The sequence below is a fragment of the Salinicola sp. DM10 genome (assembly GCF_017306975.2).
GTDB lineage: Bacteria > Pseudomonadota > Gammaproteobacteria > Pseudomonadales > Halomonadaceae > Salinicola.
On the sequence record NZ_JAFLEN020000001.1, the window covers coordinates 1,544,876 to 1,566,080 of the forward strand.

Consider the following 21,205-nt stretch of genomic DNA (forward strand, 5'->3'; position numbering starts at 1 on the left):
TATACCAGAGCGTCGTGCCCGCGCGTCGGCGCGGGTAAAGCCAGTTTTCGTGCCAGCGCTAGCCGAACATGCCCTTGAACATGAAAAAGAACATGATCGACAGCAGCGCCCCGGCGGGCAGCGTGATCAGCCACGAGAGCACGATCGAGCCAAGCACACGCAGGTTGAGCGCTGCCATACCGCGGGCCAGACCGACCCCGAGCACCGCGCCGACCAGCGTGTGCGTGGTCGAGATCGGCAGCCCGGTCCCCGAGGCCAGCACCACGGTGGAAGCGGCGGAGAGCGTGGCGGCAAAGCCCCGGCTCGGGGTGAGTTCGGTGATCCCGGTACCCACCGTGGCGATCACCTTGTGGCCATAGGTGACCAGGCCGACCACGATACCGCCGCCGCCCAGCACCAGGACCCACCACGGCATCGCCGACGACCCGCCGACGCTGCCGGCGCTCTCGACCACGCTGATCACCGCGGCCAGCGGGCCGACCGCGTTGGCGACGTCGTTGGAGCCGTGGGCGAAGGCCATGGCGCAGGCGGTGAACATCATCAGCACGCCGAAGATGCGCTCGACGCTGGAGAAGTCGTACTGCCCGCGCGAGCGCCGCTCGCCGCGGTTGATGCGGTTTTCGAGCAGCAGCCCGAACATCATGATCACCACGCCGAAGGCGGTGGCCAGCAGCAGGCTCTGGCCGAAGCTCAGTTCGAGCCCGACATGCGAGAGCCCTTTGACCAGGGTCACCATCGAGACGATGAAACCGACCAGGAAGATATAGCCAGGCACGTAGCGCTTGGCCGCAGCGAACGGGTCGGGGTTGTCGAAGATCAGCACCTGCACCGAGCGGAACAGCACATAGGCGAACACCCCGGCGATCAGCGGTGAGGTGACCCAGCTCAGGGCGATGGTGCCGACTGCGTTCCAGTGCACCGAATCCACGCCCAGCCCGGCGATGGCGAAGCCGACGATGGCGCCGACGATCGAATGGGTGGTGGAGACCGGCCAGCCCTTGAGTGACGCGATCATCAACCAAGATCCCGCCGCCAGCAGCGAGGCGAGCATGCCGTAGACCAGCATCTGCGGGTCTTGCTGCAGCAGGCTGGCGTCGATGATGCCCTTGCGGATGGTCTCGGTGACCTGGCCACCGGCAAGCCAGGCGCCCAGGAACTCGAAGATCACCGCAATGACGATGGCCTGCCGAATCGTGATCGCCTTGGAACCGACCGAGGTCCCCATGGCATTGGCGACGTCGTTGGCGCCGACCCCCCAGGCCATGAAGAAGCCGAAGACACAGGCGAGAATGATGAAGACATCACCGTATTGCGCAATGATGGACATAGGCTCAGTTCGCTATGAGTGGCGTGACGAAGGCGTAAAAAGAAGACCCGCGATCAGCGGGCCGTCAGAATCTGCAGGCGGCTACCCACGCGCTCGGCGCGGTCGGACAGTTCGCCGATCCATTCGATGATCTTGTAGAGGAAGATGACGTCGACCGGGGGCAGCTCGGCTTCGAGCTGGAACAGCTGGCGACGGATCGCGATCTGCTGGTCGTCGGCCTGGTGCTCGAGCTCGTGCAGTTCGCGGATGAGATTTTGCATCACGTCGGAGACGTTGCGGCCGAACCCGGACTCGAGCAGGTCCTCGAGCTCCTCCAGCGCCTTGCGCGCCTGGTCCACCGTGGCCACCGCCGTGCGCAGGTAGTCGCGCATCGGCTCGGCCAGCAGGTCGGGGATATTCATGTTGCGGCCGAGCATGATGCCGGTGATATCGCGCGCCTTGTTGGCGATCTTGTCCTGCACGCTGATCAGTTCGAGCAGATCCGAACGCGATACCGGCAGGAACATGGTGTTGGGCAGGTTGAGCCGCAGTTGGGTCTTGAGCTCGTCCGCCTCGTGCTCGAGCTGGGTGATCGCCTCGCGGTAGCCCCGCGCCGCTTCCCAATCGCCGCTGAGCGCCGCGTCGAAGAACGGCAGAAGCTGACCGGCGCATTCGCTGGTCTTGACGATGTGGGCCAACAGCGGCTGGAACGGCGAACGTCCAAACAGCGCCGAGAACGGATTGGTACTCACCATAACGTGGCCTGGATGCGTTGGAAGTGGCGGCGCCAGTATAATGATTGCGTCTCGGGGCGTCATGAAAAATTCATGAACGCGACACGCAGGCTTACGCTTTGTACCTTCAGACCCATGCGGGAGCGCACATGAGCGACGAAATCGAACTCAAACTGGCGCTCGCCGAGTCCGCGCCGGCAGCGCTGGCGGCGCATCCGCTGCTCTCGACGCTGGCCTCGGCCACGAATACGCTCGGCAACTGCTACTACGATACCCCGGACGGCGCCCTGGAAGCCGCCCGGGTCGCCCTGCGCGTACGCCGGATCGGCGATAAGCGCGTGCAGACGCTCAAGAGCGCCGCCGCCAGCCACGGTGGCCTGTCGAGCCGCGGCGAATGGGAGTGGTCGCTCGACGAGCGCGTCTGCAACGCCGCGGGGCTCGACGAGACCGGGCTGCGCGAGCTCGAGCATCCTGCCCTGGCCGGGGTCGATCTGACGCAGCTGCGCCCGGCCTTCACCACCGACTTCGAGCGCCGCACCTGGCGCTACCGCGAGGGCGAGGCTGAGATCGAGATTGCCCTCGATCAGGGCGAGATCCACGCCGATGGCGCGACTCTGCCGATCCGCGAGCTGGAGCTGGAGCTGAAGGCGGGGCCGCCCGAGGCGCTGTGGCGGCTGGCGGACACGCTGTGCCAGCCGGTAGGTGCCGGTGGCACGCCGCTCGCTGCACGCCCCGCCAATCACAGCAAGGCGAGCCGCGCCGGGGCCCTACGCCACGGCTGGCCGCGGCCGCCGGCACACGCGCCCGAGGCGAGCCTGGATACGCTGATCGAGGCGCTGGACGTGTGGCAGGACAGCGGCGACCCGGCCTGGCTGCGCTGCGCCCAGACGCGCCTGGCCGCCCTCGCCACCCAGAGCTCACACCCGGCACTGGCAGCCCTGTCGGCGCCCCTGAGCGGCGGCGAGATGCCGTGGGAGAGCACGGCGTGGCTGACGTTACGCAGCCGGTGAAAGTTCACCTGGCGCGTGAAGGCACAGGCGGCCTGTGAAGGCAAAGATGGCGTGTGAAATAAAAGAGAAGCGTGCCAGCGCCGCGTCTCAGCGCGTTGCCACCGCCGGCGGGTCGTCGGAAGGTACCAGCGGCAGTGGCAGCTCGAACTGCTTGATCAACTGCGCCATCGGCATCGGCCGGGCGTAGAAGAAGCCCTGGATATCGTGCACGCCCCACTGGCGCAGCAGCGTCACCGTCTCCCAGTCCTCGACCCCTTCCACCACCACGCCGTGCTCGAGGCGCTGACACAGCGCCACCACCGCCGCCAGCACATGCTGCTTGCGTGGCAGCGTATTCACGTCGAGCACCAGGCTGCGGTCGATCTTGACCGTATCCAACGGCAGCGAGGTGAGCTGCGCCAGCGACGAATAACCGCTGCCGAAGTCATCCATCGCCACCTGAATACCCGATTCGCGCATGCGTTCGAGCATGCGTGAGGCGCGCACTGGATCGCTGAGCACCGCACTCTCGGTCACCTCGACCTGCAGCCGCGACTGCGCCACACCGTGGCGCGCGCAGGCGGCCAGCATCAGCTCGAGCAGCCCCGGGTCCATCAGTTGGCGCGGCGAAAGGTTGATGCTGATCAGGAAGGTCTCGCCGAAGCGTTCGCGCATGCCCGGGTCCTTGAGCACCGGCAGCGCCTGATCCATCAGCATCTCCCACAGCGGGGCGATCAGCCCGGTGCGCTCCGCCACCTCGACGAAAGCGCCCGGATTGACCAGCCCCTCTACCGGGTCCTCCAGACGCATCAGCGCCTCGAAGCCGCGCGCCGTGCCGGCGACGATATCGACGATCGGCTGCAGGAAACAGCGTACCCCGCGATTGGCCAGCGCGCCGCGGATCATCTGCTCGGCGCGCCCCTGGTGCTGCTCCCACTGACGCAGCGACTCGCTGTAGTAGCAGCGCGTGCCGACATCCGACTGACGTGCGCTGGCCAGCGCCAGACGCGCCTGGCGGCGCCACTCGTCGGCACTGGCGGCCTCGTGCAGGTTGACGATCGCCACCCCGCTGACGTGTGACAGCCACACCAGCCGGCCCTCTATCTCCACCGGCTCGGCCAGCAGCGCCTCGACCGGTTCGAGCACGCGGTCGAGTTCGGCCACGGCGTCGAGCTCCAACACCATGGCAAAGGTGTGCTCGGGTAGCGCGGTCAACGCGACCCTGGCAGGCAAGCGCCGGCGCAGCCGCTGTACCAGATCTCGCAGTGCGGCGATGGCGTGTTCGACACTCACGCCGTCGAACAGTTGGGCCACATTGAGCAGCTGGAACTTGACCAGCGACAGCGGCGGACGCGGCAGAGCGTGCAGTCTCTCCTGCATCAGCAGCTCGAGATAGGCGCCGTTGGGCAGGCCAGTGAGCGGATCGGTCAGACGCTGCTCGGTGGTGTCGCTCAGCGTCCCGGCCATGCGCAGCGCGCGGCCCTGATCGTCACGCTGACACAGCCCACGGCACAGCATCATGCGCCAGGCACCACGCGAGTTGCGCAAGCGATACTCGATATCGACCGCGTCGCTGAGCCCGTCGAGATGGCGGTAGAAGGCGCGCTCCACCGCCGAGCGATCGGAAGGATGAATCAGTGCCAGCCAGCTCTCCAGGGGCTGACGAATCTCGACGGCGTCCTGACCCAGCATTCTGGACCAGCGCGGCGACAAGGTGACGTACCCCGAATCGATCTCCCACTCCCACACGCCGTCGTTGGTCGCACTCAGGATCAGATTGAGGCGCTGAGTACGCTCCTCGACCCGCATCTCGAGCTCGCGTCGGGTCTGTTCCAGCTCGCCGATGGTGCGGCGCACCGCATCGAGGGTGAAGTTGTTGAGCTGGGCCAGCTTCTGAATCGCGATCTCGTCACTGTCGGTATGGACGTAGAAATCGAAGGTGCCGTCGACCGCCTGGCACAGCTGATTGCCGATGGCGTCGATCTGGGCGACCAGTACATCGCGCCACTGCGGTTCCTGCTCAGACGACGCGCTCATGCCGGGCGCTCTTCGAAGTGCATCACGAAGCGGCAGCAGGTATCGCCACGGTGCATACAGCACGCCTCCTCACACAGGCCACGCTCTTCATAGTGATCGAGCAGGCGCTGGAAAAGCGACCGATAGAGGCCGCAGAGGCCGTTGTCCGAGCGGTACTCCACCACCAGACGGCCGGCACGCTGCTCGACGATACGGAACTTGTCGTTGACCCGCGCACGCAGCTGGGCATCGCGGATGCCGGCCCCCATGGAAGCGTGGATGGCAGGTTGGCGGGCCAGGAACGCCTGGGCCGAGTCAGCCATCTGGAAGAACATGGGGTAGTGCACCAGCGTCCACTTGACGAAGATATCGGCATACAGCGCCATCAGCGCCTCCCGATCGAGTCCCAACACCTGGCCGGCGGCCTCGAACAGGCGCAGACACTCGGCATCGTCATAGTCGGTGTCGATGCGGCGCCCGGGCTCCTCGACACCGGCAGCAGCAGCGAGCTGGCGCATCGCCGCTTCGCCCTGCGTGGCTTCGATATGGTCGATCAGTACCCGTTGAATCAATCCAATCATGAACGAGGCTGCCTGAAATAGAGGACACGGTTACACTGATTTCGAGTTCGACTGGCAGCCGCAGCAATCCATGCCCGGCACAGTGGCATCGCCAGTCGGCGCAAGCCGTGATATCCGGGATTATCGGCCACGGTTCGCCGAAGTTTAACGCTAGCCGGCGCACAAGGTCCCAGCGCCTGGGCCCCACTCCATCCATGCACAAGGCCTGCCCATCATGCAGTCTGGGGAATCCAATTTTCGCAAGCAGTTGTTTCAGATCATCTTCGAATCGGATACCCGTGCGGGCAAGGCCTTCGACATTGCGCTGATCACGCTGATCCTGCTCAGCGTGGTGGTGGTCTTTGTGGATAGCGTACCCCACCTGCATCAGCACTACGGCGAGTGGTTCCTGCTGGCCGAGTGGATCTTCACCCTGATCTTCACCTTCGAACTGGTGCTGCGGCTCTACTGTCTGGAGCGGCCGCTGCGCTATCTGAAAAGCTTCTACGGCGTGCTCGACCTGATCGCCATTCTGCCCACCTGGCTCAGCCTGTTCCTGCCCGGGGCCCAGTCGCTGCTGGTGCTGCGCATCCTGCGCGTGCTGCGGGTGTTCCGGGTGCTGCGGCTGATGGAGTTCGTCGGCGAAGGGCGCATGCTGATGCAGGCGCTGCGTCGCAGCCAGCGCAAGATCCTGCTGTTTCTGATCACGGTACTGCTGATCATCACCATCTTCGGCGCCCTGATCTACATGATCGAGCCGCCGGAAGCCGGCTTCACCAGCATGCCACGCTCGATGTACTGGGCCATCGTCACCCTGACCACCGTGGGCTACGGCGACATCGCCCCGGTCACGCCGGTCGGTCAGTTCATCTCCGCCTTCATGATGGTGCTGGGCTACTCGATCCTCGCGGTCCCTACCGGCGTCTTCTCGGCCGAGGTGATTCGCTCGATCCGCGAGGAGCGCTACTCCGAAGAGGCCTGCCCCGGCTGCGGCCACGAGGGCCACGAGCGCGATTCACGCTACTGCCGCCTGTGCGGTACCTGGCTCGACGAGGAGAGCGAGGATCCCAATGCACCGACGCCGGAGACATCCGCGGACGGCTGAAACCGCCACATGTTACCGTTTGTCATCGTTTTGTGACAATCATTGCACAGACTCTTCCGGGCATCGACGCTTGCCTCAGGAGCCTGTCATGAAACCCTTTCGCCTTACCCTCCGCAGCGGGCTGATCACCCTGCTTGCGATCTTCGCTCTGCTGATCGGGCTGATCGGCGGCGGCAGCTATCTCGCCATGAAACAGGCGCAGGCAGCTTTCGCCTCCGTCTACCATATCAACGTCGAGCGTCTGGGCACGGCGCGCGCGCTCTATGCCGATCTGATGCAGACCCGGGTGCTGCTCGACAGCTACCAGACCGACTACAACCGGCTCAAGGTCAAGGCCGCCAAGGCGACCTGGGCCAAGGCCGAGGAGACCCTGGCCCGCGCCCGCCAGACCCTCGACACCCTGGCCACGAGCGAGGCCGAGGACGTGGCGCTCAAGGCACACTTCCAGAAGCTGATCGACGACGGTATCCAGCCCGGTTTCGCAGCGCTCAAGAGCTGGAACCTGGCGGCCTACCAGCAGAGCGTCAAAAAGACCAACGCGCTCACCACCGATCTCGACCAGGCGCTGGACACGCTGACCGAAGTCGGTGCCACCAACGCCACCCATGGTGTCACCACCATGCAGCGCAACGTCGAGATCATGACGCTGGGACTGGCCATCGCCGGCGGCGTCACCCTGCTGCTGCTGGCGCTGGCCTTCCATAGCGTCAATCGCCACCTGCTGACCCCGCTGAGTCGGGTGCGCAGGCATCTGACCGGCATCGCCTCTGGCGACCTGGCGCAGCAACTGGCCGCCAGTGGCATGCTCGAGATGCGCCAGCTCAAGCAGGGCGTAGCGACGATGCAGGCGTCGCTGGCGGCACTGGTCGCCCAGCTGCAGCATGAGAGCAGCGCCCTGCGCGATGACGCTGGCCGGCTGTCGCAGGCCAGCCATGCGCTCAATGACGAGAGCCAGCAGCAGGCTCAGGCGCTGCAGGAAACCTCGGCGAGCATGGAGCAGATCACCGCCTCCATCGGGCATACCGCCGAGCATACCGAGCGTGGTCGTCATCTGGCCGAGGAGAGCCGCCAGCAGCTCGAGCACAGCGGCCAGCAAATGGCCACCGCGGTGAGCGAGATGGAAGCCGCCCAGGCACGCTCCCAGTCATCGCTGGAAGTGATCGCGATGATCGATTCGCTCGCCTACCAAACCAGCATGCTGGCGCTCAACGCCTCGGTGGAAGCCGCACGTGCCGGCAGCCACGGCCGCGGCTTTGCGGTGGTCGCCGCCGAGGTTAAGAATCTCGCCTCGCGCTCCGCCGAGGCGGCGCAGACCATCCGCGAGCAGATCGAAGGCACCCACCAGCAGGTCCAGCAAGGTGCCGAGGTGCTCACTCAGGCCGGTCAGGCGCTGGAGACAGCGGTCGACTCCAGCCGCCAGATGAGCCAGCTGCTCGACAGCATCACCAGCGCCTGCCAGCAGCAGCACGAGGGCATCGCTCAGATCGACCAGGCCATCGCCGAGATCGACTCGGCGACCCAACGCAACGTCGAGCTGGCAGCGCAGACCCTCGACGCCACCCGGGATATCGAAGCCCGCGCCGAGCGTCAGCGTGATAGCGTCGAGGCGTTCCGACTCGGCGCCGCTGAGGCCACGGACACCCTATCCGAGCGGGAGACCGGTACCGATGGCGATATCGGAATGGCGTCCCGAACCCCGGCCAATGACCCTAGCGCCGATGAGCGCCCGGCGGCACGCCGAGCGGGCGGACGCCGCCTGGAAGCGCTCTCGGTATAGGCTCGTTTAGCGGGCCGGGGTGCCTTGATCGGCCGCGGCAACCGGCACAGCGATAGCCGGCGGTCGTGACCGGCAGTCGTGACCGGCAATCGTGGACGGCGATCGCGAACGAGAAAGCACGTCACCCCGGCAAACCGCGCATGGCGCGGTTTGAAGCCTTATCGGCGCTTCTCTAAGGTAGCTGGGTCGCCCGCCCTGCGCGGGCAGAGTCGATGTCAGGAATGATCGCAGTCAGGAGAACAAAAGATGACAACCCACACTCATACCCGTCGCGGCGTCGCCGGCGCCCTGCTGCTCGGCGGCCTGCTATTCACCGCCAGTGCAACCGCACAGACGGCACCCACGGCGAGCGCCGGCGAGTGCGCACCCAAGGAGTACGCCATGGCGCTGCGCTATCAGCAGCAGTCGGCGGAGATCCAGGCGCTGCAGCGCCAGAACTATGCGCTGGCCACGATGCGCCTGGCACAGAAGATCGCCGCCCATCCCGACGCCACCAACCTGGCGATCATGACCGACCTCGATGAGACGGTGATCGACAACAGTGCGCTACTGGTACGCGACATGCAGGCGTGTCACGACTTCACCAGTTGGGATACCTGGAAGGTATGGGAGCGCGAGGGGCATCCGCGTCTGATCCCCGGCGCCCGCGCCTTTCTCGACTATGCCAACGCCCATGGCGTGACGATCTTCTATGTCTCCGATCGCTACGACGAGAACAAGGCCGCCACCCTGGCGACGCTGAAAGCGCTGCGCCTGCCTCAGGTCAACGACGCCCAGGTGCGTCTGTTGGGGCCCTCCAAGGCGGAGCGTCGCGCCGCCATCGAGCGCGACTATCAGTTGGTGCTACAGCTCGGCGACTCGCTGGCCGACTTCTCCGGCGACTTCCACCACGCCGACCTGGCCACCCAGAAGCGCCTGGTGGCCGAGCAGGCGGCGCACTTCGGCGACGACTGGATCATGTTCCCCAATGCCAGCTATGGCAGCTGGAGCGACGCGACCCTGGAAGCGTGGGCGGCACCGCTCGAGACGAACTGATCATACGGGCGGCCAGGCTCAGGCGGTCGCCGATCACAGTGCGCGCAACACAGCGCCCCCGCCGGGCTTTACCGGCGGGGGCGCTTTATTAGGGAATCACTGCATAAATGCCTGCACGAGCGAATAGCTGCGTTACGCGGCTCAGCGGAACGGCGCGGGGTCGCCGCGACCTTCGCGCACCAGTGTCGGCGGAATCTCGCGCAGATCGACCACCGTGGTCGGCTCCAGGTGGCAGGCACCGCCATCGATGATCAGATCGACATGCGCACCGTAGCGCTCGCGAATCTCCTCGGCATCGGTCATCGGCAGCTCTTCGTCAACCGGGATCAGGGTCACGCTCATTAGCGGCTCACCCAGGGTCTCGAGCAGCGCATGGGTGATACGGTGGTCGGGCACGCGCACGCCAATCGAGCGCCGCTTGGGGTGCAGCAGCAAACGCGGCACTTCGCTGGTGGCGTTGAGGATGAAGGTATAGGGCCCGGGGGTGTGCGACTTGAGCAGGCGGAAGACGCTGTTGTCGACCTTGGCGTAGGTGCCGATCTCGGAAAGATCGGAGCACACCAGGGTGAAGTTGTGACGGTCGTCGAGCTGGCGCAGCCACTTGATCTTCTCGATCGCCTTCTTCTCGCCCAGGCAGCAGCCCAGCGCGTAGCCGGAGTCGGTCGGATAGGCGACCACGCCACCCTGGCGCAGGATACCGATCGCCTGATCGATCAGGCGCTTCTGCGGGTTCTGCGCATGAATCTGGAAAAACTGGGTCATGTCATGCCCTCCTTGGGGTCGGATCCCGCCACGGCGGCCGCACGCTGGCGGCACGCCGGTATGACGCAAGGCGCCGCGCACGGCACCATTCAACCTCAGCGTAACAGATGCCGCGCCCGGCGCCTGCCGCTAGGGTTCGGCTCGCCGCAGGCTCGGGTCGAGGACGGCTCGGCTGGAGATGGCTCGGTGGCAGGCGCTTAGAGGGTGTTTACAAATTCGGCGAGCGAAGGCAAGACAAGGCAAAATCGGTCGAAAAAGCGGAGTTTACACGGGGTAAATGAGCATTTTTAGGCCGATTTTAACGCCGTATTGCCGAGCGCAGGCATTTTGTAAACACCCTCTTAGAGGGGTGCGACGAAATCGGCCAAGGCCGGATGCGCCCACACCGGACGCACGTGGGAGCGCGGCGCCGGGCTGAGCGTGCCCGGTGCCAGCGCACCGCCGGGGAAGTGGAAGTCGCTGCCGAGCGAGCCGTAGAGTTCGTGGTGGGCTAGCTGGCGCGCCAGGTCGAAGGTGGTATCGCGGTTCTGGTAACCACTCACCAACTCCGCAGCCTGCCCGCCAGCGCCGATAAAGGCCTCGAACAGCAGGTCGCGCTTGCGCCGGGTCATGCCGTAGCGCAGCGGATGCGCGACCACGGCGACCCCGCCGGCCTCGACGATCCAGCCAACCACCGTCTCCAGCGCCGGCCAGTGGGTCTTGACGTCGCCACGCTTGCCGGCCCCCAGATAGCGCTTGAACGCCGCCTGGCGGTCCGCCGCCAGCCCGGCATCGACCAGCGCCTGGGCGAAATCGGGGCGCCCCAGTGGGCGCTCACTACCGGCGATCGCCCGCGCCCGCGCCAGGGCGTCGTCGAGCCCCAGCTTCTGAAGCCGCCGGGCGATCTCCTCGGCGCGCTTGACCCGCGCCTCGGCCAGCCCTTCGAGACTGGCCGTGAACGCCGCGTTCGGCCCCTGGGGCAGCAGCGCCACGATGTGAATCGTCATGCCGCGCCACTGACACGACAGTTCGCTGGCGCAGAGCAGACGCATACCGTGATGCGCGCAGCGCTGGCGCGCCTCCGCGACCCCCGCCAGGGTGTCGTGGTCGGTCAGCGCGATATGCGAAAGCCCCTTGGCATGGCACAGATCGACCAGCTCGGTGGGCGTGAGCCGGCCATCGGAGGCGCTGGAGTGCAGGTGCAGATCGATGCCGCGGGCCTCGTCCAGCGAGGTGGCGGCAGTCAACGGCGCGCGTTCGGACGGCGCGACGGTATTCTCGGAATCGCTGGCAGCAAGGGACATGGGCATGACGCCGGGGGGCGTCTTTGTCAGAATAGGTCGCACATGGTGAGGGCCGCCGCCGTCGCGGTCAATCCGCGCCCCGCCCTCTCGGAGCCCTGCGCATGAAACTGCTGTTCGACTTTCTCCCCATCGCGATCTTCTTTGCCGTCTATCATCTGACCGGCGATATCATCACCGCCACCGCCATCCTGATCCCCGCCACCGTGATTCAGCTCGGCGTGGTGTGGTGGCGCCAGCGGCGCATCGAGAAGATGCTGCTGATCACCTCGATCATCGTGATCGCCTCCGCCGGCGCCACCATCGCCTTCCGCGATCCGGCGTTCATCCAGTGGAAGCCGACCGTGATCAACGCCCTGTTCGGCATCGCCTTCCTGTTCTCGCCGCTGTTCGGCGGGCAGACCCTGGCCCAGCGTATGATGGGCAAGGCGGTATCACTGCCGGCGACGGTGTGGCGACGGCTCAATCTCGCCTGGGTGCTGTTCTTCTTCGCCATGGCGATCCTCAACGTCTTTGTCTTCACCCACTACGACGAAGCGACCTGGGTCGACTTCAAGCTGTTCGGCATGCTCGGACTGACGCTGCTGTTCGTGATCGGACAGGCGCTCTTCCTGGCACGTCACATGTCCCGCTCAACCCCTGAGGAGCCCTCCTGATGCGCTACGCCATCATCGGTCACGACAACGATTCGAGCCTTGCGCTGCGCCGCGAGGCGCGCCCGGCCCATCTGGCGCGCCTGGAAGCGCTGCGCGACGACGGCCGCCTGATCCTGGCCGGCCCCTTCCCCGCCATCGACGGCGAAGATCCGGGCGAGGCCGGCTTCAGCGGCAGCCTGATCGTCGCCGAGTTCGACTCCCTGGAAGCCGCCCGGGCCTGGGCCGACGCCGACCCTTATGTCGCCGCCGGGGTCTATGCCAAGGTCGAGGTCAAGCCGTTCAAGCACGTCCTGCCCTGAACGCTCGGGCGTTATCCACAAACGCCGGTGTGAGCTTTTTCACAGCTACTGTGGATAACGTTGTGAAGATCCCGCGGACGCCTTTCGCTGTCCCCGAAACGACGTCCGCTGGCGTGAGTCGATCACTTTTTGATCACCCTGGTGTGGTACCCCCGGGCAACGCGAGACCTTTTCCCCCATGACCGACGACCGACTCGCCGCCTTCGGCGAGCGCCTGGAGCCGGCGGAACTCGACTGGCGCCAGGATGACGCGCAGCAGGAAGCGCCCTTCTCGACCCGCTACGACGACGTCTACTTCTCGCGTGAAAACGGCCGCGAGGAGACGCGTTTCGTGTTCCTCGACAACAACGACCTGCCGCGCCGCTTCCGCGCCTGGGACGCCACGCGCGCCTTCGTGATCGGCGAGACCGGCTGCGGCACCGGGCTCAACCTGCTGTGCGCCTGGGAGTGCTTCGAACAGCACGCGCCGGCCACGGCGCGGCTGCATCTGGTCTCCACCGAGAAGCACCCGCTGTCGCGCGAGGCACTCGAGCGGGTATGGCAGAGCTGGCCGGACTTCGCCGCCCGCGCCCGGGCGCTGATCGCCCAGTGGCCACAGCCGGTACCCGGCGTGCACCGCCTGCGCCTGGCGCCGCGGGTGACCCTGGATCTGCACTTCGGCGATGCTGCCGCCTGCCTGGCACAGCTCGACGGCCAGGTGGATGCCTGGTTCCTGGATGGCTTCGCCCCGGCCAAGAACCCGGATATGTGGCAGCCGGCGCTGTTCGCCGCACTGGCCTCGGCCAGCCGTCCGGGGGCCACCTTTGCCACCTTCACCTGCGCCGGTCTGGTGCGACGCGGCCTCGCCGCCGAGGGTTTTCAGTGGCGCAAGGTGCCGGGGTTCGGACGCAAGCGCGAGATGCTGCGCGGTGAATGGCAGCCGGATACGCCGCCGACTCCGCACGCTGATTCGCGCGCCGCCACGCCCTGGTTCACGCCGCCACCGCCGCGTCGCGCCGCCCACGTGGCGGTGATCGGTGCCGGTATCGCCGGCACCAGCGTGGCCGAGGCGCTGGCGCGCCGCGGCAGCCGGGTCAGCCTGATCGACCGTGAAGGCATCGCCAGCGGCGCCTCGGGCAATCCGCAAGCGGCGCTCTACGTCAAGCTGGCCGCGGAGAGCAACCGCCAGAGCCGCTTCTACCTGGCCGCCCTGCTCTACGTCCAGCGCTGGCTGGCCACCCTCGACCCCGAGCGCAGCCTGTGGTGCGACAGCGGCCTGCTCGCGCTCGCCAGCGGTGAGCGCGAGCAGCGCCGCCAGCAGCGCTTCCTGGCCAACCACGCCCTGCCCGAGTCCGTGGTCAGCGGCTGCGACGCGACTCGTGCCAGCGCGCTGGCAGGGACGCCGCTGGCGCACGCGGCGCTGGCCTATCCGCTGGCGGGCTGGGTCGACCCGGTGGCGCTGTGCCAACGGCTGGCGCAGACGCCGGGGGTCGAGTTCCGGCGCGCCGCGCTCGACTCGCTCGCGCCATACGACGGCGGCTGGCAGCTCACGCTCTCCGATGGCCAGCTCCAGGTCGATCAGGTGGTGTTCGCCAGCGGCCACGCCAGTGGCGCTTGGCTCGACGGCCTGCCACTGCAGCAGGTCCGCGGCCAGATCTCGAGCCTTCAGTGGGCCGCACCGGGCGCACCGGCGCAGGTGCTGTGCGGCGAAGGCTATGTGCTGCCACCCTATGCCGGCAGGCTCACCTTCGGCGCCACCTTCACCCCCAACGACGGCGACACCCAACTGCGCGAGGCCGACCAGCGGCGCAACCTGGAGGAGCTGTCGCGCACCGCCCCGGCGCTGCACGCCACACTCTGCGCCGATGGCGAGGCGGCGGCCCTGGCCGTACTCGACGGCCGTGCCAGCGTGCGCGCCGCCAGCCCCGACAAGACGCCCTACGCCGGGCCACTGCCGGACAGCGCCGCCTGGCGAGAGGACTACGCCGCACTGGCCAAGGATGCGCGGCAGCGCTTTACCGCACCCGGGCGTCACCATCCGGGGCTCTGGGTGAGTACCGCCCACGGCTCGCGCGGGCTGGTCAGCGCACCGCTGTGCGCCGAGCTGATCGCTTCACGCCTGCATGACGAGCCGCTGCCGCTGGCACGGGAACTGGTCGATCACCTGCACCCGGGGCGGCGGCTGATCGCCGAGCTGATCCGCCAGGCGTGAGCAGACACCCGCGCGTGCTGGCACCGTTGTCTATCGACTGGCACGGCGGTTCAGCTGAAACAGCCGGTCATCTGCAGCGGGTATCTGCGGTGATGAAGCAGCCGCTCAGGCGGTCGGCGTACCGCCCAGCCGCGCCAGCGCCTCGGCGTCGAGACAGCGGTAGGTGAACGAGGGGCGGCCGATATGGCCGTAGTGGAAGGACTCTTCGAGCACGCCCTGATCGACCAGATGCTTGAGGTACTTGCGCACCGAGACCCGCGACATCCCGGTATCCTCGCTCAGCGCCTCGGTGGTGAAGGTCGCCTCATGGTGCTCGGCGGCGGCGCGCGCCACCTGCGACAGCGAGTTGAGAGTGAGCCCCTTGGGCAGGTCGCCGGGGCGCTGAGGCGGCGCCACGGCGGCGCTGTCGCGGCGGAAAAGCGCATCGACGTCGCGCTGATGGGCGCGCGCCGGCAGCCCGGCCAGCCGCCGGTGGGTATCCAGGCAGTGGCTCAGCGCCTCCTGGAAGCGCTGGAACTCGAACGGCTTGACCAGATAGTCGTCGACCCCCAGATGCTTGGCCTCGCGCACCGTCTCCATCTCCGAGGCGGCGGTGATCAGGATGATCTGGATGTCGCGCGCCTGGCGGCGCAGCTCGCGCACCAGCGCCAGGCCGTTGTGCTCGCGCAGAAAGACATCCAGCAGCAGCAGATCCACCGACTCGCGCTGCAGTACGTCCCGCGCCGCGGGCAGATCCTCGCACTGGGCGACCAGGCTGGCGCCCTCGATACGATTGAGGAACTCGACGTTGAGCCGCATGACCATCGGGTCGTCTTCTACCACCAGTACACGCATGCTCATGTCACTCCGTCGGTAATCCAGGATGGGGCCACCGCGTAGGGTAATGTCACCTCGACCAGGGTGCCACGTCCGGGCGTGGAATAGATCGCCAGATGGCCACCGCGGGAGTCGATATGGGCCCGCACCATGGCCAAACCGTAGCCACGCCCCTCGCCCTTGGTCGACACCCCCTGTTCGAGTACCGCGCCGCGCTGGGCCGCGTCCATGCCGCAGCCGCTGTCGGCGACGTGCAGCGACAGCGCCCCGGCATCCAGCCCCAGCGTCAGGGTGACCTGGCGCTCATCGCGTCCGGCGACGGCTTCGAAGGCATTCTCCAGCAGATTGCCGATGATCGTCACCAGCAGGTGGCATACCTCCTCCTCGGCCGCCGCCGGGATATCGCTCTCCAGCTCGACCTCGAGCTCGATCCGGCGCTCCCGCGCCTCGCTGCCCTTGGCCAGCAGAAAGCCCGCCAGCACCGGGTCCTTGACCCCGGAGACGCGCGCTGCGGCGGGGGCGATCAGGGTATCGTCGAGTTCGTGCAGATAGCGCTCCAGGCGCCCCAGGTCCCGCAGCTGGACCAGCCCCAGGATCACATGCAGGCGGTTCTTGAACTCGTGGGTGGAGGCGCGCAGCGCCTGGGCGTAGCGGCTGACCCCGGTCAGTTCCTCGGCCAGGCGATTGACCTCGCTGCGATCGCGCAGGGTCACCACGCTGCCACCGCTGCGGGTCTCGTCGACGCGCTTCGCGCCACTCTCTGCACCACTCTCCGCGGCCACCACGCGCCCACGTCGGCGGGGCCGGGCCGGCGCCCGGATCTGCACCCGGTTGACGATCAGCGCGCGGCCGTTGAGGGTCAGGCGCTGGTTGAGCGCCGGCGTGCCGTCGCCGAACAGCTGGGCCAGGGTGGCGGCTGGTACACCGGTGGCGGGCGCCGCCCCCACCGGCGCCAGCAGCTCACGCGCCGCGGGGTTGATCAGGCTCAGCTCGCCGCCGGCGTCGATCGCCAGCACGCCCTCGTGGAGCGAGGCCAGCAGCGCCTGGCGCTCCTGCACCCACTGCGAGATCTGGTGCGGCTCGAAGCCGAGCAGAATGCGCTTGATATAGCGCGCCAGCCACCAGGCGCCGAGACCGCCGACGAGCATCAGCAGCAGCGTGCCCAACAGCACCACCTGGCGTTTCTCGGCCAGCAGCAGCCCGACCCGGGAGAGAGTGACGCCGGTGGCCACCGCGCCGATCACCTGGCCATCGGCGGCGCGCACCGGGGCGAAGCCGCGGATACTCACCCCGAGCGTACCCTCGGAACGCGACACATAGGACTCCCCCGCCAGCGCCGGCCCCTCGTCGCCACCGCGGAAGTGACGCCCGACCTCGTTGGGGTCGGGGTGGGTCAGACGCAGGTGGTCGCGATCCATCACGGTGATGAAGTCGACTCCCAGACGCTCGCGCAAGACTTCGATGTGCCGGCGCAGCGCCGAGCCTGCATCGTGGACGATCGGCGTGGCCTCGAGCGCGCGGCGAATGTCGCTGCGGTCGGCGAGCACCGCCGCCAGCCCCATCACCCGCTCACCCTGGGCGCGTTCGAGGTTCTCCTTGAGCTGATAGTCGAACAGCAGAAAGGCCACCCCCAGGGTCAGCACGATCATGCTGGCGACGAGGATGAAGATCTGGGCACTGAGACGCAGTCGTTTCACGAGGGTTATCCGAGGGCAGCAGGCGTATATCGGGGAGCGTGATCCGGCATCACGGCTCTAGGCTGTAGTTTTAGACCAAGGGGGTATTCCCCAGCCCGGCACTTTGTGCCAGCAACACGCCGCTCCCTTTCAATATTTTATTAAGGCTTAGTTAACTTCAGAAAGTTTGGCCGCCGCGGCCTGGCTTCTTATCCTGCCGCCTACCCGCCCGGCAGGGCGCGCAATCCTGGGAGTGAACCATGACCGCAACCGTGACGCAAAACGCTCACGCCGAGTCGGCCCGACCGCGCCACTGGCTGTCGACGCCGATTTTCGGCATTCCGCTACCGCTGTTCGCCATCGCCGCGCTGGTACTGATCGCCGCCATCGCCACCGATACGATCCCCACCGGCATGATCGGCGCTCTGCTGGTGATGATGATCTTCGGCGAGCTGCTCGGGTTCCTCGGTGACCGCCTGCCGATCATCAAGAGCTATCTCGGCGGTGGCGCGATTCTCGCCATCTTCGGCGCCGCGGCGCTGGTCTACGTCAACTGGCTGCCCGCCGACGTCACCGACAACGTCAAACAATTCATGAAGAGCGGCGGCTTTCTCAACTTCTACATCGCCGCGCTGATCACCGGCAGCATCCTGGGCATGGACTCCAAGGTGCTGGTCAAGGTCGGCTCGCGCTACGCCCTGCCGCTGGTCTGTGCGGTGCTGTTCGCGGCGCTGTTCGCGGTGGCGGTGGGCTGGCTGCTGGGCTTCTCGCCCCAGGACGCGGTGGTGGTGATCACCCTGCCGATCATGGGCGGCGGTATGGGCGCCGGCGCGGTGCCGATGAGCCAGATCTACGAGCAGTTGCTGGGCCAGCCGGCGAGCTACTACATCTCGATCCTGGTGCCCGCGTTGGCGCTGGGCAACGTCTTCGCCATCATCATCGCCGGCCTGCTCAACGGCCTGGCCAACCGCATGCCGAGCCTGACCGGCAACGGTCAGATGATGCCGGGCGTGGAGATCGAAGAGCGCGAGAGCAAACCCGATCTCTCCAAGCTGGGTATCGGCCTGGTCGCGGCGCTGACCTTCTTCGTCGCCGGTGAGATCCTGGGCGACTTCATCCCGCTGCACCCCTATGCGCTGATGATCGTCCTGGTCGCCGTGCTCAAGATCGCCAACCTGGTGCCGGAGTCGGTCAACGAGGCCGCCTCGCAGTGGTTCAAGTTCGTCGCCAAGAACTGGACCTTCGCCCTGCTGTTCGGTATCGGCATCGCCTACACCGACCTCGGCCAGGTCATCGACGCGATCTCGATCACCTATGTGCTGATCGTCTTCGCGGTGGTCGCCGGTGCAGCCTTCGGCGCCGGGCTGGTGGGCAAGCTGGTCGGCTTCTATCCGATCGAGTCGGCCATCACCGCTGGCCTGTGCATGGCCAACATGGGCGGCACCGGCGATGTCGCCGTGCTCTCCGCGGCCAAGCGCATGCAGTTGATGCCGTTCGCGCAGATCTCTTCGCGCCTCGGTGGGGCCTTGATCCTGCTGATATCTAGCATCGTGGTGCCGCTGTTCTTCACCTGACTCGTTGAAGCCCGCCACACGACAACGGCGCCTGCGGGCGCCGTTGTCGTTTATGGCTTGCAGTCACACGCCGGGTGGCTACCAGTCGCCTTCCTCTTCGTCATCGGCCACCGCGCGGCCGAAGCTTTGCCACTGGGCCAGCGTCATCACCTCGGTCGACTCGGTCTGCAAGTCGTGAACGATCAAGAGCTCGCTGCGTTCGAGCTGGCGCCGCAGCTCGCGCACCCAGTCGTGCATGTCGCTGGCGACATCGGTGGTGTCGTAGCCCTGACGGGTCACGAAGGTCTCGAGCAGCGCGTCCAGCGTTTCCGCCGGCAGCATGCGGTGGGGGACTTCGACAAAACGGCTCATTCCACCCCCTCCCACTCGGTCAGGCGCTGGATGAAGGTGGCCTCGTCGATCACCTCGACTCCGAGCTGCATGGCCTTCTCCAGCTTGCTCCCCGCCGCCTCGCCGGCGACCACCGCGGTGGTCTTCTTGGAGACGGAGCCTGCGACCTTGGCCCCCAACGCCTGCAGGCGCGCCTTGCCGTCGTCGCGGGTCATGCTCTCCAGGCTGCCGGTGAGCACCCAGGTCTGCCCCGCCAGCGGCTGCGGACGCTCGCCGATCTCTTCTTCGTCCCAGGTCACGCCGACGGCGATCAGATCGTCCAGCGTCTGCTGGTTATGGGGCTGACGGAAGAAGGTGTGCACGTGGTGGGCCACCACCGGGCCGACGTCGGCGACCGCTTCCAGCGCCTCCAGCTCGGCGTGGCGCAGCGCCTCCAGGGTGCCGAAATGGCGCGCCAGATTGGCCGCGGTGGTCTCACCCACCTCGCGGATGCCGATGGAATAGATGAAGCGCGCAAGCGTCGTCTGCTTGGCCGTCTCCAGGGCGTTGACCAGATTGTTGGCGGACTTCTCTGCCAGCCGCGGCAGCTCGGCGAGACGTGCGGCTTCGAGTCGAAACAGATCGGCGGGGGTCTCGACCCACTCACGCTCGACCAGCAGGTCGATAAGCTTCTCGCCCAGGCCGTCGATATCCAGCGCGCGGCGGCTGGCGAAGTGCTTGAGCGCCTCCTTGCGCTGGGCCGGGCAGTAGAGCCCGCCAGAGCAGCGCGCGTCGACCTCGCCGTCGAGCTTCTCGACCCGCGAGCCGCACACCGGGCAGCTCTCCGGCAGCACGATCTCGCGACCATCCGCCGGACGCTGCTCGCGCACTACCTCGACCACCTTGGGGATCACGTCGCCGGCGCGATAGATCCTCACGCTGTCGCCGATACGCAGATCCAGCCGCGCGATCTGATCCATGTTGTGCAGGGTGGCATTGGAGACGGTGACCCCGGCCACCTGCACCGGCTCGAGCTTGGCCACCGGGGTCAGCTTGCCGGTGCGCCCGACCTGGAACTCCACGTCGAGCAGCCGCGTGACCTGCTCCTGGGCGGGGTACTTGAAGGCGATCGCCCAGCGCGGCGCGCGCGAGACGAAGCCCAGCACGTTGTGATCGCTCAGCGCATCGAGCTTGATCACCGCGCCGTCGATATCGTAGTCGAGGGACTCGCGCTTCTCGCCCAGCCGGCGGCAGAAGTCGACCACGCCATCGATCCCCTCCACCACCGCCAGTTCGGGATTGGTCGGCAGCCCCCAGTCGCGCAGCAGCGCCATGCGCCCGGAGTGGGTGGCGGCCAGTTCGGCATCGCTTTCGATGCGCGCCACCTGATAGGCGCAGAACTCCAGCGGGCGCTGGTCGGTGATCGCAGGGTCGAGCTGGCGCAGGCTGCCGGCGGCGGCGTTGCGCGGGTTGGCGAAGACCTTATCGCCGTTCTCCAGGGCGCGGGCGTTGAGCGCCTCGAACCCGGAGTGGCGCATGTAGACTTCACCACGCACCTCGAGCAACGTCGGCCAGTGCTTGCCGCGCAGCTTGAGCGGGATCGAACGCAGGGTGCGCAGGTTGTTGGTGATCTCCTCGCCGGTGCGCCCGTCACCGCGGGTCGCACCATAGCTTAGGTAGCCATTTTCGTAGACCAGCGATACCGCCAGGCCGTCGAGCTTGGGCTCACAGCAGAACACCAGCGCCGAGGCGTCGCGCTCCAGCCCCTTGGCCACCCGCTTGCCGAACGCCAGCAGCTCCTCTTCGTCGAGGGCGTTGTCGAGCGACAGCATTGGCACCACGTGCTCGATCTCGGGGAAGCCGCTATCGGGCTTGACGCCGACTCGCTGGGTCGGCGAGTCGGGGGTCGCAAGCTCGGGGTGCTCGGCTTCCAGCGTCTGCAGTTCACGCAGGCGCTGGTCGTACTCGGCATCGGTGAGCTGCGGCGCGTCCTCGACGTAGTAGTGGTAGTTGGCGTCTTCGAGCTGCTGACGCAGGGTCGCGGCGCGCTCCTGCGCCGCTTGGGGGGTCTGGCTCATGGCGTCCGGTTCGATCGCTGACAGGGTGGTGGCATTGTAGCG

Annotated in this window: 18 protein-coding genes; 8 read left to right on the forward strand and 10 right to left on the reverse strand. The window is 67.0% G+C overall.

The annotated features are described in order from the left end of the window. Nucleotides 1–58 precede the first annotated feature (58 nt). Nucleotides 59–1,327, reverse strand: a complete 1,269-nt coding sequence (locus tag J0A90_RS06885) for an inorganic phosphate transporter (RefSeq protein WP_207032972.1) — start codon at nucleotides 1,325–1,327, stop codon at nucleotides 59–61. A gap of 53 nt (nucleotides 1,328–1,380) precedes the next feature. Further along, nucleotides 1,381–2,061, reverse strand: coding sequence for a TIGR00153 family protein (locus J0A90_RS06890; RefSeq protein WP_207032973.1), 681 nt, complete (start codon nucleotides 2,059–2,061; stop codon nucleotides 1,381–1,383). A gap of 128 nt (nucleotides 2,062–2,189) precedes the next feature. On the opposite strand from J0A90_RS06890, the gene J0A90_RS06895 reads away from it, so the two are divergent. After that, complete coding sequence (locus J0A90_RS06895) at nucleotides 2,190–3,050, forward strand: inorganic triphosphatase (RefSeq protein ID WP_207032974.1); 861 nt, start codon at nucleotides 2,190–2,192, stop codon at nucleotides 3,048–3,050. Between the two features lie 87 nt (nucleotides 3,051–3,137). Here J0A90_RS06895 and J0A90_RS06900 read toward each other — a convergent pair whose 3' ends face one another. Both J0A90_RS06900 and J0A90_RS06905 read right to left on the reverse strand, forming a co-directional pair. Further along, nucleotides 3,138–5,066 carry a GGDEF domain-containing phosphodiesterase gene (locus tag J0A90_RS06900; RefSeq protein ID WP_207032975.1) on the reverse strand — a complete coding sequence of 643 codons (1,929 nt, stop codon included), beginning with the start codon at nucleotides 5,064–5,066 and terminating at the stop codon, nucleotides 3,138–3,140. Then, on the reverse strand, nucleotides 5,063–5,626 hold the full coding sequence (locus J0A90_RS06905) for a heme NO-binding domain-containing protein (protein WP_207032976.1): 564 nt from the start codon (nucleotides 5,624–5,626) through the stop codon (nucleotides 5,063–5,065). The genes J0A90_RS06900 and J0A90_RS06905 overlap by 4 nt, the downstream gene beginning before the upstream one ends. 214 nt (nucleotides 5,627–5,840) lie before the next feature. Between J0A90_RS06905 and J0A90_RS06910 the strand changes: the two genes are divergently transcribed. The 3 genes from J0A90_RS06910 (at nucleotide 5,841) to J0A90_RS06920 (ending at nucleotide 9,522) form a co-directional block, all read left to right on the forward strand. After that, nucleotides 5,841–6,710, forward strand: coding sequence for an ion transporter (locus tag J0A90_RS06910; RefSeq protein WP_207032977.1), 870 nt, complete (start codon nucleotides 5,841–5,843; stop codon nucleotides 6,708–6,710). 88 nt (nucleotides 6,711–6,798) lie between these two features. Beyond that, nucleotides 6,799–8,487, forward strand: coding sequence for a methyl-accepting chemotaxis protein (locus J0A90_RS06915; RefSeq protein ID WP_207032979.1), 1,689 nt, complete (start codon nucleotides 6,799–6,801; stop codon nucleotides 8,485–8,487). Between the two features lie 246 nt (nucleotides 8,488–8,733). Then, nucleotides 8,734–9,522 (forward strand): 5'-nucleotidase, lipoprotein e(P4) family, encoded by a 789-nt coding sequence (locus J0A90_RS06920; protein ID WP_207032981.1) that lies wholly within the window; start codon nucleotides 8,734–8,736, stop codon nucleotides 9,520–9,522. Nucleotides 9,523–9,663: 141 nt separating this feature from the next. On the opposite strand, the gene J0A90_RS06925 is transcribed toward J0A90_RS06920, so the two are convergent. Both J0A90_RS06925 and J0A90_RS06930 read right to left on the reverse strand, forming a co-directional pair. Further along, nucleotides 9,664–10,284, reverse strand: a complete 621-nt coding sequence (locus J0A90_RS06925; protein ID WP_207032988.1) for an L-threonylcarbamoyladenylate synthase — start codon at nucleotides 10,282–10,284, stop codon at nucleotides 9,664–9,666. Nucleotides 10,285–10,625: 341 nt separating this feature from the next. After that, nucleotides 10,626–11,567, reverse strand: coding sequence for a PHP domain-containing protein (locus J0A90_RS06930; protein ID WP_207032989.1), 942 nt, complete (start codon nucleotides 11,565–11,567; stop codon nucleotides 10,626–10,628). A gap of 101 nt (nucleotides 11,568–11,668) precedes the next feature. Between J0A90_RS06930 and J0A90_RS06935 the strand changes: the two genes are divergently transcribed. The 3 genes from J0A90_RS06935 to mnmC all read left to right on the forward strand — a co-directional run bounded on the left by J0A90_RS06935 (nucleotide 11,669) and on the right by mnmC (nucleotide 14,710). Beyond that, on the forward strand, nucleotides 11,669–12,220 hold the full coding sequence (locus J0A90_RS06935) for a septation protein A (RefSeq protein WP_035476989.1): 552 nt from the start codon (nucleotides 11,669–11,671) through the stop codon (nucleotides 12,218–12,220). Continuing rightward, nucleotides 12,220–12,519 (forward strand): YciI family protein, encoded by a 300-nt coding sequence (locus J0A90_RS06940; RefSeq protein WP_106419505.1) that lies wholly within the window; start codon nucleotides 12,220–12,222, stop codon nucleotides 12,517–12,519. The genes J0A90_RS06935 and J0A90_RS06940 overlap by 1 nt, the downstream gene beginning before the upstream one ends. A gap of 178 nt (nucleotides 12,520–12,697) precedes the next feature. Beyond that, nucleotides 12,698–14,710 (forward strand): bifunctional tRNA (5-methylaminomethyl-2-thiouridine)(34)-methyltransferase MnmD/FAD-dependent 5-carboxymethylaminomethyl-2-thiouridine(34) oxidoreductase MnmC, encoded by a 2,013-nt coding sequence (gene mnmC / locus J0A90_RS06945; protein ID WP_207032990.1) that lies wholly within the window; start codon nucleotides 12,698–12,700, stop codon nucleotides 14,708–14,710. Nucleotides 14,711–14,815: 105 nt separating this feature from the next. Here the strand turns inward: mnmC and J0A90_RS06950 are convergent, their stop codons facing one another. After that, the gene (locus tag J0A90_RS06950; protein ID WP_233076571.1) at nucleotides 14,816–15,550 is read right to left on the reverse strand and encodes a response regulator; all 735 of its coding nucleotides are present in this window, start codon (nucleotides 15,548–15,550) and stop codon (nucleotides 14,816–14,818) included. Next, nucleotides 15,547–17,223 (reverse strand): ATP-binding protein, encoded by a 1,677-nt coding sequence (locus tag J0A90_RS06955; protein ID WP_233076572.1) that lies wholly within the window; start codon nucleotides 17,221–17,223, stop codon nucleotides 15,547–15,549. Before J0A90_RS06955 ends, J0A90_RS06950 begins: the two co-directional genes overlap by 4 nt. A 239-nt stretch (nucleotides 17,224–17,462) precedes the next feature. Between J0A90_RS06955 and J0A90_RS06960 the strand changes: the two genes are divergently transcribed. After that, nucleotides 17,463–18,776 carry a 2-hydroxycarboxylate transporter family protein gene (locus J0A90_RS06960; protein WP_207032992.1) on the forward strand — a complete coding sequence of 438 codons (1,314 nt, stop codon included), beginning with the start codon at nucleotides 17,463–17,465 and terminating at the stop codon, nucleotides 18,774–18,776. Between the two features lie 78 nt (nucleotides 18,777–18,854). Here the strand turns inward: J0A90_RS06960 and J0A90_RS06965 are convergent, their stop codons facing one another. Both J0A90_RS06965 and ligA read right to left on the reverse strand, forming a co-directional pair. Further along, on the reverse strand, nucleotides 18,855–19,127 hold the full coding sequence (locus J0A90_RS06965; RefSeq protein ID WP_207033001.1) for a YheU family protein: 273 nt from the start codon (nucleotides 19,125–19,127) through the stop codon (nucleotides 18,855–18,857). Continuing rightward, nucleotides 19,124–21,163, reverse strand: coding sequence for an NAD-dependent DNA ligase LigA (gene ligA, locus J0A90_RS06970; protein ID WP_207033675.1), 2,040 nt, complete (start codon nucleotides 21,161–21,163; stop codon nucleotides 19,124–19,126). Before ligA ends, J0A90_RS06965 begins: the two co-directional genes overlap by 4 nt. Nucleotides 21,164–21,205: the final 42 nt, after the last annotated feature.